Source organism: Xanthomonas vasicola, from assembly GCF_000772705.2.
GTDB classification, from domain to species: Bacteria; Pseudomonadota; Gammaproteobacteria; order Xanthomonadales; family Xanthomonadaceae; genus Xanthomonas; species Xanthomonas vasicola.
The window spans coordinates 1-15,811 of sequence record NZ_JSBW02000063.1; the positions used below are offsets into that span (position 1 = coordinate 1).

The 15,811-nt window shown below is 64.7% G+C and carries 13 protein-coding genes and 1 pseudogene; 12 read left to right on the forward strand and 2 right to left on the reverse strand.

The genetic code is table 11. The features are described from left to right. Positions 1-253 precede the first annotated feature (253 nt). Together NX05_RS17395 and NX05_RS17400 are read left to right on the forward strand one after the other, a co-directional pair. Positions 254-748, forward strand: a complete 495-nt coding sequence (locus NX05_RS17395; RefSeq protein WP_039430997.1) for a metallophosphoesterase family protein — start codon at positions 254-256, stop codon at positions 746-748. 67 nt (positions 749-815) lie between these two features. Next, entirely contained in the window at positions 816-1,964 is a 1,149-nt protein-coding gene (locus NX05_RS17400) for an aldo/keto reductase (protein WP_039430999.1), read from the forward strand. A 49-nt stretch (positions 1,965-2,013) separates the two neighbouring features. Here the strand turns inward: NX05_RS17400 and NX05_RS17405 are convergent, their stop codons facing one another. Together NX05_RS17405 and NX05_RS17410 are read right to left on the reverse strand one after the other, a co-directional pair. After that, positions 2,014-3,633, reverse strand: a complete 1,620-nt coding sequence (locus NX05_RS17405; RefSeq protein ID WP_039431001.1) for a carboxylesterase/lipase family protein — start codon at positions 3,631-3,633, stop codon at positions 2,014-2,016. Beyond that, positions 3,630-4,709 (reverse strand): alpha/beta hydrolase, encoded by a 1,080-nt coding sequence (locus NX05_RS17410; protein WP_039431002.1) that lies wholly within the window; start codon positions 4,707-4,709, stop codon positions 3,630-3,632. The genes NX05_RS17405 and NX05_RS17410 overlap by 4 nt, the downstream gene beginning before the upstream one ends. Before the next feature lie 138 nt (positions 4,710-4,847). On the opposite strand from NX05_RS17410, the gene NX05_RS17415 reads away from it, so the two are divergent. The 10 genes and pseudogenes from NX05_RS17415 to NX05_RS17460 form a co-directional block, all read left to right on the forward strand. Beyond that, complete coding sequence (locus tag NX05_RS17415; RefSeq protein WP_039431004.1) at positions 4,848-5,669, forward strand: 2-keto-4-pentenoate hydratase; 822 nt, start codon at positions 4,848-4,850, stop codon at positions 5,667-5,669. Positions 5,670-5,706: 37 nt separating this feature from the next. Then, positions 5,707-6,705: a TRAP transporter substrate-binding protein gene (locus NX05_RS17420; protein WP_039431006.1), complete on the forward strand. Its 999-nt coding sequence runs from the start codon at positions 5,707-5,709 to the stop codon at positions 6,703-6,705. A 10-nt stretch (positions 6,706-6,715) separates the two neighbouring features. After that, entirely contained in the window at positions 6,716-7,237 is a 522-nt protein-coding gene (locus NX05_RS17425) for a TRAP transporter small permease (RefSeq protein ID WP_010370795.1), read from the forward strand. Then, a complete protein-coding gene (locus tag NX05_RS17430; protein WP_039431007.1) occupies positions 7,237-8,523 on the forward strand; it encodes a TRAP transporter large permease in 1,287 nt (428 codons plus the stop codon). The genes NX05_RS17425 and NX05_RS17430 overlap by 1 nt, the downstream gene beginning before the upstream one ends. Positions 8,524-8,718: 195 nt before the next feature. Continuing rightward, complete coding sequence (locus NX05_RS17435) at positions 8,719-10,302, forward strand: family 43 glycosylhydrolase (protein WP_017113220.1); 1,584 nt, start codon at positions 8,719-8,721, stop codon at positions 10,300-10,302. A gap of 141 nt (positions 10,303-10,443) precedes the next feature. After that, entirely contained in the window at positions 10,444-11,502 is a 1,059-nt protein-coding gene (locus NX05_RS17440; RefSeq protein WP_080764510.1) for a LacI family DNA-binding transcriptional regulator, read from the forward strand. Between the two features lie 405 nt (positions 11,503-11,907). Next, positions 11,908-12,762 (forward strand): 5-dehydro-4-deoxy-D-glucuronate isomerase, encoded by an 855-nt coding sequence (gene kduI, locus NX05_RS17445; protein WP_039431009.1) that lies wholly within the window; start codon positions 11,908-11,910, stop codon positions 12,760-12,762. Positions 12,763-12,953: 191 nt separating this feature from the next. Continuing rightward, positions 12,954-13,709, forward strand: coding sequence for a 2-dehydro-3-deoxy-D-gluconate 5-dehydrogenase KduD (gene kduD / locus NX05_RS17450; RefSeq protein ID WP_039431010.1), 756 nt, complete (start codon positions 12,954-12,956; stop codon positions 13,707-13,709). Positions 13,710-13,993: 284 nt separating this feature from the next. After that, entirely contained in the window at positions 13,994-14,635 is a 642-nt protein-coding gene (locus NX05_RS17455; protein WP_039431011.1) for an RpiB/LacA/LacB family sugar-phosphate isomerase, read from the forward strand. Positions 14,636-15,102: 467 nt separating this feature from the next. Next, positions 15,103-15,699, forward strand: a pseudogene (locus NX05_RS17460) (rhamnogalacturonan acetylesterase); the annotation flags it as partial. Positions 15,700-15,811 lie beyond the last annotated feature (112 nt).

Sequence of the window (15,811 nt, forward strand, 5' to 3'; positions counted from 1 at the left end):
AAGCTGTGCCTGTAACCCAGGCAACACCCCGCAAACGGCCGAAACCGGCAAAAAATCGGCGATTTGAGCGCCCTCAGCGCGGCGGATGCGGTTGCTTCGTTTTCCGGTCGCGTTGATCAGACCATCCCTAACTCATGCATCAAGCCATCGTTGGCAGTTGCGTCATGCGCCCCGCATCGATTGCATACCGGGTGCCGTCATTCGACCATGACGAAGCTGATGTCTCCTGGTCGAGACGGTTGCAACAGGTCAGATGGTCGTGCTCAAACGAGATAATGGCGAGATGGGCACTGGCACGCGCATCGGGGTGATCTCCGACACCCATGGGCTGCTCCGGCCGCAGGCGCTTGCCGCGCTCGATGGTTGCACGCAGATCATCCATGCCGGCGATGTGGGCAAGCCCGACGTGCTTGAGGCGTTGCGTGCACTGGCACCGCTGCATGTCATCGCAGGCAATATCGACGACAAGCCCTGGGCCGCGGGTTTGCCGCAGACGCTGGATCTGCAGATCGATGGTGTGCGCATCCATGTGCTGCACGATCTGAAAACACTGGCGCCGCGGGTGCAGGCCGACGTCATCATCAGTGGTCATTCGCACAAGCCGCTGGTGCACGCGCGCAATGGGGTGCTGTACATCAATCCAGGCAGTGCCGGCCCACGCCGCTTCAGTCTGCCAATCAGCGTGGCCATGCTATGGGTGGGCGATGGTGTGCCACGCGCGCAATTGCAGCAGTTAGCGGTGGGATGAGTCCGCTGACTTGGCATGCACACCGGCGGGGCCATGCTCGTGGACCACGTTGTTCCAAGGAATCGCCATGAATACACGTCGCCAATTTCTTTCCGCTGCCGCTGCCGGCACTGCGGCATTGGCCGCTGCGCCGTTGATGGCGCAATCGTCAGCACCTGGCAGCGTGATGCCGACGCGCGGAAAGACCGATGCGAGCGCATTGCCGACCAACCCCATCGTCAAGGGCGAACGCTACCGGCCACGCAGTCGTCTTGGCTTTGGTGGCGTTGCGATCGGTAACGGGTTTGCGCCCGCGAGCGACGCACAGAGCGAGCAGACGCTGGCCGCGGTGTGGGAATCGGGCGTGCGCTATTTCGATACGTCGCCGTGGTACGGGCTGGGTTTGTCCGAACGACGCACCGGCCATCATCTGCACACTCATCCGGCCGACGATTATGTGTTGTCGACCAAGGTGGGGCGCCTGCTCACCGCCACCGACAAACCGCCGAAGACGATGTGGCAGCAGCCCTCGCCATTCGGCTATCGCTACGACTACAGCGCCTCCGGTGTGCGGCGCTCGATTGAAGATAGCCTGCAGCGTCTGGGCGTCTCGCAGATCGACATCGCGTACATCCACGACCTGTCACCGGAGAACGAAAAAGATCTGGGCATGCCGTGGGAGCAGCGTTTCGCCGAGGCAGTGAAGGGCGCGATGCCGGAACTGACCAAGATGCGCAAGGAGGGCTTGATCAAGGCCTGGGGCTTTGGCGTCAATCGCCCGGAGCCGGCCTTGCGCGCCATCGAAGAAGCCGACCCCGACATCTTCCTGCTGGCCTGCCAATACTCGCTGCTCGATCATGCGCAGGCGTTGCATGACACCTTCCCGAAGATCGCAAAACACGGCGCCTCGGTGGTGGTCGGTGCACCGTTGTTGGCGGGTTATCTGGCCGGGCGCGAACGTTATCTCTACGACGGCACCATCCCGCAGTGGGCGCCGGCCAAACGACAGAAAGCGTTGACCATTTGCGACAGGCATGGCGTGGATCTACGCACGGTGTCGTTGCAATTTGCCGCTGCGCCACACGTGGTGGCGGCTGTCATCCCCGGTGCGCGCACGGCCGAGCAGGCGCACGCCAATGCGGCGTCGATGCGGGTGGCGATTCCATCGGCGGTGTGGGAAGAGCTCAAGCGCGAAGGCGTGATCGAGGCAGATGCGCCGGTGCCTGCTGCGCGTTGACGTGTGAGGCAGCGCGCAGGCGTGCAAGTGTTCCGGCATGACCAAGCAATCAGAACGTTCCGCGTTGAATAAACGGCGCTTGTTGATACAACAAGCGCTCACCGCCGCGCGGATCCAGTTCCAAGCGGCTTGGCGTATCGAACACCAGCGTTTCGCGCCGCTGCAAGGAATACGTCTGCCAGTGCGGCGCACCGCGACGATTGGGGTCGCCATGCCGCGCAAATGCAATCAGCGTTTCGCTCATCTGCGCGGCCATACGTTGCGCATCGGCGCTGTCGCCGGTGCGCGAACCGGGCTGGCGTATGTTGTCGAACACCAACGGAATATCCAGCGTGTGGAAGGCGCCGAACTTGCCATCATCCAGTGGCGAGCCCCAATCCAGTTGATAGGCCCAGGCGGGTGCACCCTGCCGCGCACGCGCTTGGGCCTCTTCGACAGCGCCGCGCCACGAGCGACCGGCCGTGGTGGCTGCGAAGAACACCTGCGACGGCGTGTACTGCGGATAGAGCCGCCGGTATTGGGCAATGACCGCCTGCGGCAATAGGTCCACGTATTGCTGCGCTTCCAGCCTGGCCGGCAACTCGTCCCAACGCAACGCGAAGTTTTTTGCATCGTTGCCAAGAAAGCCGCGTGTTTCATCGCGCGTATTGCCGATCACCATCGGAATACGTGCCGACTGCAGCGGCGCGGTGGGCCAGAACGGATGCACCGGTACGTTGCGCGCATCCAGCACCGGGCCGAAATACAGCGCGCTGTTTTCCACCCGCGAAGGGTCGCGCACTTGCGCGGCGGCCAGTAGCTGCGCCACCGGCAGCGTGCGCACGTGCGCGATCTCGCCTGGCGACATTTTCAACGCATCCAGCAGCAACCGCGCGCGCTGGGTGGCCGCACGCGGGCCGGCCACGGTGACCTGTTGTCCACTCATGGTCCAGGCGCGATGGAACAGTCCGCGTGCGGCGGGCATCGCCATCAGCGTGGCGATTTTGGCGCCACCGCCGGATTGCCCGAACACGGTGACGTTACCGGCATCGCCACCGAATTCGGCCGCATGCTGGCGTACCCATTGCAGCGCCTGGATCAGGTCCAGCTGCCCGGCATTGCCGGAGTCGGCAAAACTGGCATCGCCCAACTGCGCCAACGACAGATAGCCGAACAGATTGAGCCGATGATTGACGGTGATCACCACCACATCGCCGCGCTTGCACAGGCGCACGCCATCGTAGAGCGGGTCACTGCCGGAGCCGGTGGTGTAGCCGCCGCCATGGATATAGAACAACACCGGCCGCTTGCCGCCATCGCGCAGGCCGGGCGTCCACACATTGAGGAACAAGCAGTCCTCGCTGGTGGGTTCGCTGGCCTTGAGCTGTGGCGCCGCCGCGCCGAAGCCACTGGCATCGCGCACGTCCTGCCACGGCGTTTCCTGCAGCGGTGCCTGGAAGCGCCGCGCGGCAGTATCGCCGCCATAGGGAATGCCCTTGAACACGCAGATGTCCTGGTCGCGATAGCCGCGCAGTGCGCCGCTACGCACGCGTGCCAGGGGCGCGCTGTCGTCGCGTGGCGGCGGTGTGGCCGCGGCAGCAAAGCCGGGAAGTGTTGCCGCAGCAGTGGCGAGCAGGCCGCCGCGCAGCAGGGTGCGGCGGCGCGTGTCGGGGGCGCCCTGCATTGTCATCGCGCCACCTCCTTCTTCACGGATGCAGGTGGCAGTGCGGATGTGGCTGCAGGCAGCTGCGGCTTGGTGATATGCGCAATCCAGGCTTGCGCCAGCTGCGGCCATGCGGCCACGGTAAGGCCGGTGCCGCTGGCGGTACCGAAACCATGGCCACCCTGCGGGAACACATGCAGCTCGCTCGGCACCCCGGCGCGCAGCAGCGCGTCGTGCATCAGCAGGCTGTTGCGCACCGCCACCACGGTGTCGTCCTGCGCATGCAGCAGAAAGGTGGGCGGCGTGCGTGCATCCACATGCAACTGTGGCGAATAGGCCTGTACCTGCGCCTGGCTCGGAGCACTGCCGATCAGGCGTTCGCGCGAGCCCATATGCGCGTTGGCGCTGTCCATGTCGATGACCGGGTAGATCAGCAGCTGGAAGTCCGGTCGCGCGCTCAGCGCATCGGCTGCGTCGACCTGCGGATACACCTGCGCTGCGTAACGCGTGCCCAGGCTGGCGGCGACATGGCCGCCGGCCGAAAAACCCATCACGCCGATGCGCTGCGCATCGATGCCATAGCGGGCCGCGTTGGCGCGGATCAGCCGCAACGCACGTTGTGCATCAGCCAACGGCACGTCGGCGCCGTTGGGGTGGCCTTCGCCGGGCAGCCGGTGGCGCAATACGAACAAGGTGATGCCGGCGGTGTCGACAAAGCCGGGCACCAGCGCGCTGCCTTCATTGTCCAGCACGATGCGCTGGTAGCCGCCGCCGGGCGTGACCAGCAGGGCGGTGCCATTGGGCCGCTTGGGCCGGTAGACCACCAGATACGGCGCGCTGACCTGCTGGATGTAGCGATCCGGCTGCGCCGGGTCGCTGCTGCGATCGACGATGCGCTGCGGTTGCGGCAATGCCGTGTCCCCCGGCGCCAGTGGCGTAGGCCACAGCGCGATCCGGCTGGCCTGTTCGGCGGCGGTGTCGGCGCTGGGCCGCTCGGCGGCTGGCGCCGTGCCGGCCAGCGCGCCGAATACCAGCGTGACCAAGCCGCGCCTTGCGGCACGCGGAAACGCAGCAAGAACGCGCAGATGGCGTGTCTGTTTCATTCACCCCTCCCAGGGCCACTTCGTCACCGCGACCACACTTGCCGCAGTGCACATTGCCAATGACACCGGTTTACCATATACAGCACACCGTGCCGCTGTCGATTGGCAGTGCAACAAAACACCATCGGGGAGACACCCTTGAGCAACGACGCCGCCACTCCGCCATCGTCCACATCCACGCTGTCCGACATCGCCCAGCGCTTTGTGGAGGCACGCCGTGCAGGGGAATCGCTGCCTGACTTTCCCGGGCAAATCCCCGACGATCTAGTCACCGCCTACCAAGTGCAGGACATCGCCATCAGCCAATGGCACGACCAGGTGGTCGGCTGGAAGGTGGGCTATATCGCTGCCGAGCGCCGCGATGCCTCAGGCGACGAGCGTCTGCTTGGCCCGATCTTCTCGCAGAAGGTTTGGAATGCTACCGGTGGAACAACGGAGTTTCCGGTCTTTGTCGGCGGCTTTGGTGCAGTGGAGGCCGAATACGTGCTGGTGCTCGGCGCCGATGCCCCGGCCGAGCAGACCCACTTCACCCCGGAGCAGGCCGCGCAGCTGCCGGCCACGCTGTTCATCGGTGTGGAGATCGCCAGCAGCCCGTTGGCGACCATCAACCAGTTGGGTCCGCAGGTGGTGATTTCCGACTTCGGCAACAACAACGGCTTGATTCTGGGGCCGGAAGTGACCGATTGGCTGGCGCGCGACGCGGCAGCGCTGACGGTCGAAACCTTGATCGACGACCAGGTGGTTGGCACCGGCGGCGCCACCACCCTGCCGGGCGGCCTGCGCGCCGCCTACGCATTTGCGCTCAACCGTTCGGCACAGCGCGGGCGTCCGCTCAAGCGCGGTGATCTCATTGCCACCGGCAATGCCACCGGTATCCATGACATTGAAGTGGGGCAGCGTGCCCTGATTCGCTTCGCCGGCATCGGCGATATTTCCTGTACGGCTGTGTCCGCCAGTTAACGGCGGTCCCCGTGACCAGACGCTTGGGAGGGCGCCAATGATCACACGCAGACATTTTCTCGGTGCCGGGCTCGGCGCCGCCGCCGCTACCCCTTGGCTGAGTGCCGGCGCCACCACGCCGATTCCGGGTGGGCAGTTGCTGACCGCCACCGACGTGCACGTTGGCGACTATCCCACCGTGGAAGCGGTGCGCTGGTTCGGCAAGCAGCTTGAAGAGCGCACCAGCGGCCGGCTCAAGCTGCGCCAGTACCACTCCGGTCAGCTCGGTCGTGAGTCGGAGGCGATCGACATGGCGCGCTTCGGCGCCATCGACATCACCCGCGTGTATTCGGGCGCGTTGAACAACACCTTCCCACTCACTCAGGCGCTGTGCCTGCCGTATGTGTTCGACTCGGTGCCGCATCTGCGTCGCGCCATCGACGGACATGTCGGCGACAGCGTGTTGCGCAGCTTCGAGCAGCGCGATCTGGTGGGTCTTGCCATCTACGATTCGGGCGCACGCTGCTTCTACAACACCAAGCATCCGCTGCACCGCCCGGAAGATCTCAAGGGCCTGAAACTGCGGGTCGCCTCGTCGGACATCTTCCTCAAGTTGATGCGCATGCTGGGTGCCAACCCGACGCCGATGTCACTGGGCGAAACGTTTTCGGCGATGGAAACGCACATGATCGACGGTGCGGAAAACAATATGCGCAGCTTCCAGTCCAGCCGGCATTTCGAAGCCGCGCATTACTGGTCGCAGAGCGAGCATTCCTACGCGCCGGACATCCTGGTGATGTCGCGCAAGAGTTTCGAATCGCTGAGCCCGGCCGACCGTGGCCTGGTGGTGGAACTGGCGCGTGCGTCGGTGCCGGTGATGCGCAACATGTGGGATGCCTCCGAGACAGTCGCGCGCAAACAGGTGATCGACTACGGCGTGAAGCTCAACCAGGTCGACATGCCGGCGTTCCGCGCCGCCGCCGCTCCACTGCTGGCCGAATACCGCAAGCAGCCGGAGATCGAAGCGCTGTACCGCCGCATCCGCGAATTTGCCTAGAGGTGATTCAATGACCGAATCCGAGACCCTCGCCGTCCCGGTCGCGCCGTTGCAGCGCGCGCTGGACCGCGTTTCCGATATCGCCGTTGGCGTGGCCTCGCTGGCGCTGCTGGGCCTGGTGGTCGTGCAGGGCTGGCAGGTGTTCACCCGCTACGTGCTCAACGACTCGCCCAGCTGGACCGAGCCGGTGACCTTGTTGTTGCTGAGCACCGCACTGAGCCTGGGCGCGGCGGCCGGCGTGCATACCAACCGCCATTTCGGCTTCTATCTGCTGGGCGAACATGTGCCGCCGCTGATGCGCAAGATTTTTGAAGTGATTCGCCCGCTGATGATCATGTCCATCGGTGCGGTGCTGGCGTGGTGGAGCGCGGTGCTGCTGATCGATGGGCTGGATATCAAGATGGCCGGCGCGCAGATGCCGCAGAGCATCAACTACCTGCCGCTATCGATCGGTGGTGCGCTGATGGTGGTGTTCGCCTTGTTCAAGTTGTGGCGTGTGCTGCGCCCGGTCCATGTCGGAGGAGTGCGCTGATGGGCATCGCCATGTTGTTGGGAACCTTCGTGGTGCTGCTGCTGATCGGCGTGCCGGTGGCTTACGCTTTGGGCGCGGCCGCACTGGCCACGCTGCTGTATCTGGACCTGCCCACGGTGGTGCTGGTGCAGCAGATTTCGGCCGGCAGCGGCTCGGCGTCGTTGATTGCGATTCCGCTGTTTATCTTCGCCGGCGAGTTGATGCTGCGCGGTGGCATTTCCGAACGCTTGATCGCGTTGGCCTCCTCGTTGGTGGGGCGCGTGCGCGGCGGTCTGGGTCAGGTCAGCGTGTTGTCGTCGCTGTTCTTCGGCGGCGTCTCCGGCTCGGCAATTGCCGATGTCTCGGCGGTCGGTGGCACCATGATTCCGCAGATGATCAAACGCGGTTACGACCGCGATTACGCGGTGAACGTGAGCATGACCGCTGCGCTGGTGGCGCTGCTGGTGCCGCCTTCGCACAACCTGATCCTGCTCTCCGCGGCGGCCGGTGGCGGCTTGTCGATTGCCGATCTGTTCGCAGCCGGCATCTTCCCTGCGTTGTTGATGACCGCCGCAATGATGGTCACCGGCTATGCAGTGGCGCGTCATCGCGGCTACGGCACCGAGCCGTTCCCCGGCTGGCGTGCCGTGGCGCTGCGCTTGATCGGTGCGTTGCCGGGCCTGGGCTTGGTGGCGTTGATCTTCATCGGTATTCGCGCCGGCATCTTCACCGCGGTGGAGAGCGCCGCCATTGCGGTGGTGTACGCGTTGATCGTCACCGCATTGCTGTACCGGCAATTGCGCTGGGCCGAGTTCTTCGCCGCGGTGACGCACGCGGCGCGCACCACCGGCGTGATTCTGTTCGTGATCGCCACCGCCGCGGTATTCGGCTGGCTGCTGGCATATTTGCAGGTGCCTGCGGCAGCGGTGAAGTTCCTGCAAGCCATTGCCGACAGCAAGAACATGGTGTTGTTGATGATCGTGGTGATGCTGCTGTTGCTGGGCATGTTCATGGACCTGGCACCGAAGATCCTGATCTGCACGCCGATCTTCCTGCCGGTGGTCAAAGCGTATGGCATCGACCCGATCCACTTCGGTCTGGTGATGGTGTTGGCCGGCGGTATCGGCCTGATCACCCCGCCGATCGGCTCGGTGCTGTTCATCGGCACCTCCATCGGGCAGATCACCATCGCGCAAAGCATGCGCTCCATCTGGCCGTTCTGGCTGGCGGCGTTGTGCGTGCTGTTGATCGTGGCGTTTTTCCCCGAATTGTCGCTGTGGTTGCCGCGCGCCCTGCGCGCCGGATGACCTGAGCGACTGCATGACTTGCAGGCGAGTGATCGCTACGGCGCGCCGCGTCGTAGCGATCACTCCCGACGACACGCGGTGCCTTGCGAATGCGTCAGGCACCGCTGCCGGCGGACACGTTCTGCCGCATCTGGTTAACCGGTGGCATTAACCGCCGCTCGTGGTAACGCCCGACATCCGGGATCAGGAGAAAGCATGCGTGTGCGTACCACTTCATCCAGATGGCGTTGGCTGCTTGCTGGCGGGTTGCTGCTGTGCGCCGGCCTGAGTGCTGCGGCGGACTGGAAGCGCGGCATCGAACACCAGCGCATTGCCGACCAGGGCGATGGCACCTTTCTCAATCCGGTGCTGGCCGGCGACCACCCCGACCCATCGGTGCTCAAGGATGGCGACGACTACTACCTCACGCTGTCTTCGTTCGATGCGTACCCGGGCCTGCCGATCTGGCACTCGCGCGATCTGGTCAACTGGCAGCCGCTAGGCCACGCCATCACCCAGAACGTCGGCGCAATCTGGGCGCCCGATCTGATCAAGCACGGTAAGCGTTACTACATTTATTTTCCGGCGCGGCGCGGCGACCAGGGCGAGCGCAGCAACTTCGTGGTCTGGGCCGACAACATCAAGGGCCCGTGGAGCGCGCCGATCGACATTGGCCTGGGCAAGTACATCGACCCCGGCCATGCGGTGGGCGAAGACGGCAAGCGCTATCTGTTCCTGAGCGGTGGCGATTACGTGCAGCTGTCCGACGACGGCTTCAAGGTGGTCGGCAGCCCCAAGCACGTTTATGACGGCTGGAAATACCCGGAAAGCTGGGATGTGGAAGGCTACGCCCAGGAAGGCCCCAAGATCACCCGCCACAACGGCTGGTACTACATGACCACCGCCGTGGGCGGCACCGCCGGCCCGCCGACCGGGCACATGGTGATCACCGCGCGCGCGCGCTCCATCCATGGCCCTTGGCAGAACGCGCCCAACAACCCCATCACGCGCACCAACAGTGCCGACGAGCCATGGTGGTCGCGCGGCCACGCCACCCTGGTGGAAGGCACCGACACGCGTTGGTGGATGCTCTACCACGGCTACGAACACGGCTATTGGACGCTGGGCCGCCAGGCCTTGCTCGACCCCATCGAGTGGACCGCGGACGGCTGGTTCGTCGCCAAGGGCGGCGACCTGGGCACCCGGCTGAAAAAACCCAGCGGCCAAGCGTTGCAGCATGGGATGGCATTGTCGGACGACTTCCGCGCCGCCACGCTCAGCCCGCAGTGGGCGTTCTTCAACCCGGCCGCCGACGAAGCCAAGCGGCTGCAGGTGGGCGATGGCGTGCTGCGTCTGCAGGGCAAGGGCACCGCCCCGCGCAATGCCTCGCCGCTGACGGTGATCGCCACCGACCCGGCCTACCAGTTCGAGGTGCAGATGACCGTAGCACCGGGCGGGCAGGGTGGGGCGCTGCTGTTTTACAGCGACAAGCTCTACGCCGGCGTCGGCAGCAATGGCGAAAACTTCGTCATGCACCGCTATGGCGAAGAACGCCCGGGCACGCTGGCGCCCAGCACCAACGGCGGCACGCTGTGGCTGCGCGTCACCAACAACCGCCACATCGTCACCATTCACAGCAGCAGCGACGGCAAGACGTGGACCAAGTACCCGGTGCAGATGGAAGTGTCCGGTTACCACCACAACGTGGCCGGCAAGTTCCTGGCCCTGAAGCCGGCGCTGTACGCCGCCGGCACGGGCCAGGTGGAATTCCGTAACTTCCGCTACCGCGCCCTGGACTGATCGTTCTGCATCGGCGGGCATGGCGTGGCGCTGCCCGCTGTGGCAGGCCCGACCTGGCGCAACCGGTGCAGCGGCAGGCGTCGCTCAGGTCTACCGCCCCCGGGGCCGGTAGAATCCAATCAACTTCACTGGTTGACCGCTATGCCCGCCCGCAAGATGCCTGAAGAGGGAATGCCCGGCCTGCCGAAGGGCAAGGTCGCGACGATCAACGACATCGCGCGCATGTCGGGCGTGTCCAAGAAGACCGTCTCGCGGATCATCAACAATTCGCCGCTGGTGCGGCAGGACACCCGCGAGAAGGTCGAGGCGCTGATGCGTGAGGTCGGCTACGCGCCGGATCCGCTCGCGCGCGGGCTGGCGTTCCGGCGCTCGTTCCTGATCGGCATGGTCTACGACAACCCCACCGCGCAATACATCGTGGACATGCAATACGGCGCGCTGGACGCGCTGCGTGGCTCCAGTTTCGAGCTGGTGGTGCACCCCTGCGACAGCCGCAGCCCCGGCTACATCGAAGGCGTGCGCCGCTTCGCCCAAGCGCAGAAGCTGCATGGTGTGATCCTGGTGCCGCGTGCCTCCGAAGACCAGGCGCTGGCCGACATGCTGGCCGAGATCGGCTGCCGCTACACGCGCATCGCTTCGATCGCGCTGGACACCACTTCGCAGACAGTGATCACCCACGACCGCGACGGCGCCGCCGAAGCAGCCGATTACCTGCTCTCGCTCGGCCACCGCGACATCGCCCTGGTCACCGGCCCCAGCGCCTACCGCTCCTCGATCGAGCGCACCTGCGGCTTTGCCGACGCGCTGACCCGGCGTGGCATCGAACTGCCGCCGGAGCGTATTGTGGAGGCCGGCTACACCTTCGAATCCGGTGTGGCCGCGGCCGAAAAGCTGCTGCTGGGCAAGAAGCGCCCCACCGCCATCTTCACCGGTAACGACGAAATGGCCGCCGGTATCTACAAGGTCGCCCTGCGCGCCGGCATCAACATCCCGCGCCAACTTTCGGTCATCGGCTACGACGACAGCTCGCTGGCCTCGCGCCTGTGGCCGCCGCTGACCTCGGTGCGCCGCCACACCCGCGACACCGGCCGTACTGCCGCCGCAATGCTGATCCAGCCCGACAACGCCCCTCAGCTGCCCACCGCCAGCGTGCGGCCGCACCTGATCGTCAGAGATTCCTGCCAACCGCCGGAGGATTGAGCACGTAAAGCCCTCCCACTCGGGAGCGCGCGCAGCCGCGTACCCTCATCCGGCCTGCGCGCCACCTTCTCCCGACGGGGGAAGGAATCAAAGCCCCTCGCCCGACGGGAGAGGGGTGAGGGTACGGCGGCAGACCGCCATCTGAGAAAGCTCAGCCGTGATCTCCGAAGGAGGCGCATATAAGCGGCCACCCGACCGCCAAGCCGCGCTCCCAACACAGCGCGCAGCCTCGTACCCTCGTCCGGCGCTTGCGCGCCACCTTCTCCCGGCGGGAGAAGGAAGCAGGGGGCCCATCAGCCCCCCATCCCAACTATCGTGCACTGCGCAATGACACCGGTTAACCAGAGCCGGTAGACTACCCCCGTGCAAGCCCATGTTCCCCCTCGCTTGCCTCGGAGATGTGCCATGTCCCTGTACTGCAAAACGCATTACGCCACCCATCCCGGCGCCATCAAGGGCGCCAGCAACGATGAGCTGCGCGAGCTCTACCTGCTCGACGGCCTGTTCGTCGACGATGCGGTGACGCTCAAATACACCCACTACGAGCGCTTCGTGCTCGGTGGTGCCGCGCCGTTGGGCAAGACGCTGGACCTGCCTAAACAAACCGAGCCCGCCTCTGCCGCCGGGCATCCGTTTCTGGAGCGTCGCGAGCTGGGCATTCTCAACGTCGGCGCAGGCACCGGCACGGTGACCGTGGACGGCACCGCCTACACGCTGGAGCCGAAGGACGGCCTGTACGTGGCGATGGGCAGCACCGATATCAGTTTCGCGTCCGACGATGCCACCAACCCGGCCAAGTTCTATCTCGCATCTACCCCTGCGCATGCGCGCTTTGAGACCAAGCAGCTCTCAATTAAGGATGCGGTGGCACTGGAGCGCGGCGCGCTGGAAACCAGCAACGAGCGCACCATTTACCAGTACATCGTGCCGGCCACCTGCCAGTCGTCGCAGCTGTTGCTCGGCCTGACCGTGCTCAAGCCCGGCAGCGTCTGGAACACCATGCCGCCGCATCTGCACGACCGCCGCAGCGAGGTGTATTTCTATTTCGACCTGGGCGCCAACGACCGCCTCTATCACTTCATGGGCGAGCCCGACGCGCAGCGCCATATCGTGATCCAGAACAACGAAGCGGTGGTGTCGCCGCCGTGGTCCATCCACATGGGTGCCGGCACCAGCAACTACGCCTTCATCTGGGCGATGGGCGGCGAAAACCTGGATTACACCGACATGCATGTGCTGGATATCTGCCAGCTCAAGTAAGGCCTGCAGCAACGCGCCTGCACCGACGCGGCCGGCAGTCGTCATGACGCCGCTGTGTTCAAGCCGGCGCCAACAACGCCAGCGCGATTCAGATGGGCGCCGGCGCTGCATCAATTCGTACAACGCACTCGGCCGCGCACTGCGCGGCTTACTCAGCACACCACGGCACATCCAGCAGGAGCGATAAGGTAATGAGCAATCCGTTCAGTCTCGAAGGCAAGGTCGCACTGGTCACCGGTGCCAACACGGGCTTGGGGCAGGGCATCGCGTTGGCGTTGGCCGAGGCGGGCGCCGACATCGCCGCCGCCGGCATCCAGGCACCCACCGAGACTGAAGAAAAGGTCAAGGCGCTGGGCCGTCGCTTTATCGCCATCGAAGCCAACCTGATCAGCATCGACCCGGTGCAGCGCATCATCGACGAGACCATCGCCGGCCTCGGCGGGCTGGATATCCTGGTCAACAACGCCGGCCTGATCCGTCGCACCGATGCAGTGGATTTCAGCGAGCAGGATTGGGACGACGTGCTCAACGTCAATCTGAAGTCGGCGTTCTTCATGGCGCAGGCGGCGGGCCGACATTTCATCGCGCAGGGCCGCGGCAAGATCATCAATATCGCCTCCATGCTGTCGTTCCAGGGTGGCATCCGCGTGCCGTCTTACACCGCCAGCAAGTCTGGCATCGCCGGCATCACCCGCCTGCTTGCCAACGAATGGGCCAGCAAGGGCGTGACCACCAACGCCATTGCGCCGGGCTACATGGCCACCGACAACACCGCGCAGTTGCGCGCCGACGAAGACCGTAACAAGTCGATCCTGGACCGCATTCCCGCCGCGCGCTGGGGTGTGCCGGCCGACCTCGGCGGCACTGCGGTGTTCCTAGCCAGCGGCGCTTCGGACTACGTGAATGGCGCGATCATTCCAGTCGATGGTGGTTGGTTGGCGCGCTGAGTCAACGCGCTTAGCCGAGTGCATTGCAGCACTCCTCCTCCCTCCGGAACCTTGGGCCCTTTATGGGGCGAAGGTGCCTGAAAGGCGGATGAGAGTCGGCGACGACGCATCAACCAGATGCGCACTTCCTCTCCTGCAATTGCTCTTCCGTTCTGCATCAGCGCGTTGGCCGCTTCAGCAAACAACACGCGCGCAGTCCAAAAAGACCGGCAACCCAACGCACGCATCATCGCTATCTAGCAACAACTTTTTAAAAAACTTCCCCCACCAATCGGAGCATTCCCATGAAAATCGCACTCATGAATGAGTTTAGTCAGGCCGCCAAGAACCCGGTGATCCTGCAGCAACTCAACGACGTCGCCAGCGAGCAAGGCCACAGCGTATTCAATGTCGGCATGGACGGCGACAACGACCATCGCCTGACCTACATCCACCTGGGCATCGTCGCCAGCCTGCTGCTGAACTCCAAGGCGGTCGACTTCGTGGTCGCCGGTTGCGGCACCGGCCAGGGCGCGATGATGTCGCTCAACGCGCACCCGGGCGTGTTCTGCGGGTACTGCATCGAGCCGACCGACGCGTACCTGTTCGCCCAGGTCAATAACGGCAACGCGCTGTCGCTGGCATTCGCCAAGGGCTACGGCTGGGGCGCGGAAATCAACGTGCGCTACATCTTCGAAAAGGCCTTCAGCGGCGAGCGCGGTCTGGGCTACCCGGCCGAGCGTCGCGAATCGCAGGCGGCCAACGCCGGCATCCTGACCCAGGTCAAGCAGGCCACCGCCAAGTCCTACCTGGACGGCCTGCGCGCCATCGACCCGGAACTGATCAAGCAGGCGATCGGCGGCGAGCGTTTCCAGCAGTGCTTCTTCGACAACGCGCAGGATGCAGAGATCCGCAACTTCGTCGCCGGGCTGCTGGGCAAGACCTAAGCTGCTGCTGCGTAATCCAGTAACGCGTTTGAGCCCCTCTCCTGCCGGGCGAAAAGGCAGGGCTAGCGCGCCATCGGCGCGCCTGCCTTTGAGCGCCCACGCTGCAAGGCGTGGGCCGGGGCGCGGAGTGGGGCTGGGGTTGAGGGTGCGGCGGAAGACCGCCCTCTTAAACGAAGAGGCTTGAGGCAACGGCAGCATGTTCAACATTGCTGATACCGACGCATCCTCATCCGCTCTTCGGCACCTCCTTTCCCCATGAAAAGGACAACATTCCGATGGAAGAAGGCAATAGCGCCCAGCATCTGGTGCGAATAACAAAGCGACTGCGCAGTCGCCAAGCGCGCGCGGCCGGTGTCCTCAATCGGCACAAACAAGTCGGATGTCGTGCTTCCTCCGCACCGTCCGCACCCACCTGACGACTGCTCGCTACGTTTCTTTCCCGCTCAGCATCCACCCCGGAGCCCATCATGCGTCTGCTGCTGTTCGCATTGCTGCTGCTCTCCGCATGCATCGCCCACGCCGCGCCACACCGCATTCTCATCGCCGGCGATTCCACCGCTGCCGAGTACAGCGCCGAGCGTGCTCCACAGGCCGGTTGGGGCCAACTGCTGCAGGACTGGTTCGATCCGGCGCAGTGGCAGGTGCATAACCATGCCAAGGGCGGGCGCAGCGCGCGCAGTTTCATCGCCGAAGGGCGGCTGGATGCCATCGCAAGAGAATTGCAACGCGGCGATGTGTTGCTGATCCAGTTCGGCCACAACGACGCCAAGCGCGAAGACCCCACGCGCTACACCGATCCCACGATCGACTACGTGCAGTTCCTGCGCCGCTACATCGCCACTGCGCGAGACAAGGGCGCTACGCCCATCCTGATCACTCCAGCTGCGCGGTTGTTGTACGACTTCGGTGCGCTGCTCGACACCCACGGCCGCTACACCCTGGCCATGCAGCAACTCGCCGCGCAGGAACGCGTGGGTCTGATCGATCTCAACGCCAGCTCCAGCGACTGGATCCGCGCGCTCGGCGAACAGGCGGCCAAACCGTATTTCGTTGTCCCTGAAAAATCCCCTTCAAGCGCCCCGTGCCGTCTGTGACAGCGGCACGTGGCTAAAGGATGGCCATTCCATCGCCCGCATCCAGGCACGCAAAAACGCGATCCAGCGCAGCAGCCAGCGC

What these genes read in the sequence shown, in the direction of transcription:
- NX05_RS17395 (WP_039430997.1), top strand. Translation starts at nt 254, where the DNA reads ATGGTCGTGCTCAAACGAGATAATGGCGAGATGGGCACTGGCACGCGC.
- NX05_RS17400 (WP_039430999.1), top strand. Translation starts at nt 816, where the DNA reads ATGAATACACGTCGCCAATTTCTTTCCGCTGCCGCTGCCGGCACTGCG.
- NX05_RS17405 (WP_039431001.1), bottom strand. Translation starts at nt 3,633, where the DNA reads ATGACAATGCAGGGCGCCCCCGACACGCGCCGCCGCACCCTGCTGCGC.
- NX05_RS17410 (WP_039431002.1), bottom strand. Translation starts at nt 4,709, where the DNA reads ATGAAACAGACACGCCATCTGCGCGTTCTTGCTGCGTTTCCGCGTGCC.
- NX05_RS17420 (WP_039431006.1), top strand. Translation starts at nt 5,707, where the DNA reads ATGATCACACGCAGACATTTTCTCGGTGCCGGGCTCGGCGCCGCCGCC.
- NX05_RS17425 (WP_010370795.1), top strand. Translation starts at nt 6,716, where the DNA reads ATGACCGAATCCGAGACCCTCGCCGTCCCGGTCGCGCCGTTGCAGCGC.
- NX05_RS17430 (WP_039431007.1), top strand. Translation starts at nt 7,237, where the DNA reads ATGGGCATCGCCATGTTGTTGGGAACCTTCGTGGTGCTGCTGCTGATC.
- NX05_RS17435 (WP_017113220.1), top strand. Translation starts at nt 8,719, where the DNA reads ATGCGTGTGCGTACCACTTCATCCAGATGGCGTTGGCTGCTTGCTGGC.
- NX05_RS17440 (WP_080764510.1), top strand. Translation starts at nt 10,444, where the DNA reads ATGCCCGCCCGCAAGATGCCTGAAGAGGGAATGCCCGGCCTGCCGAAG.
- kduI (WP_039431009.1), top strand. Translation starts at nt 11,908, where the DNA reads ATGTCCCTGTACTGCAAAACGCATTACGCCACCCATCCCGGCGCCATC.
- kduD (WP_039431010.1), top strand. Translation starts at nt 12,954, where the DNA reads ATGAGCAATCCGTTCAGTCTCGAAGGCAAGGTCGCACTGGTCACCGGT.
- NX05_RS17455 (WP_039431011.1), top strand. Translation starts at nt 13,994, where the DNA reads ATGAAAATCGCACTCATGAATGAGTTTAGTCAGGCCGCCAAGAACCCG.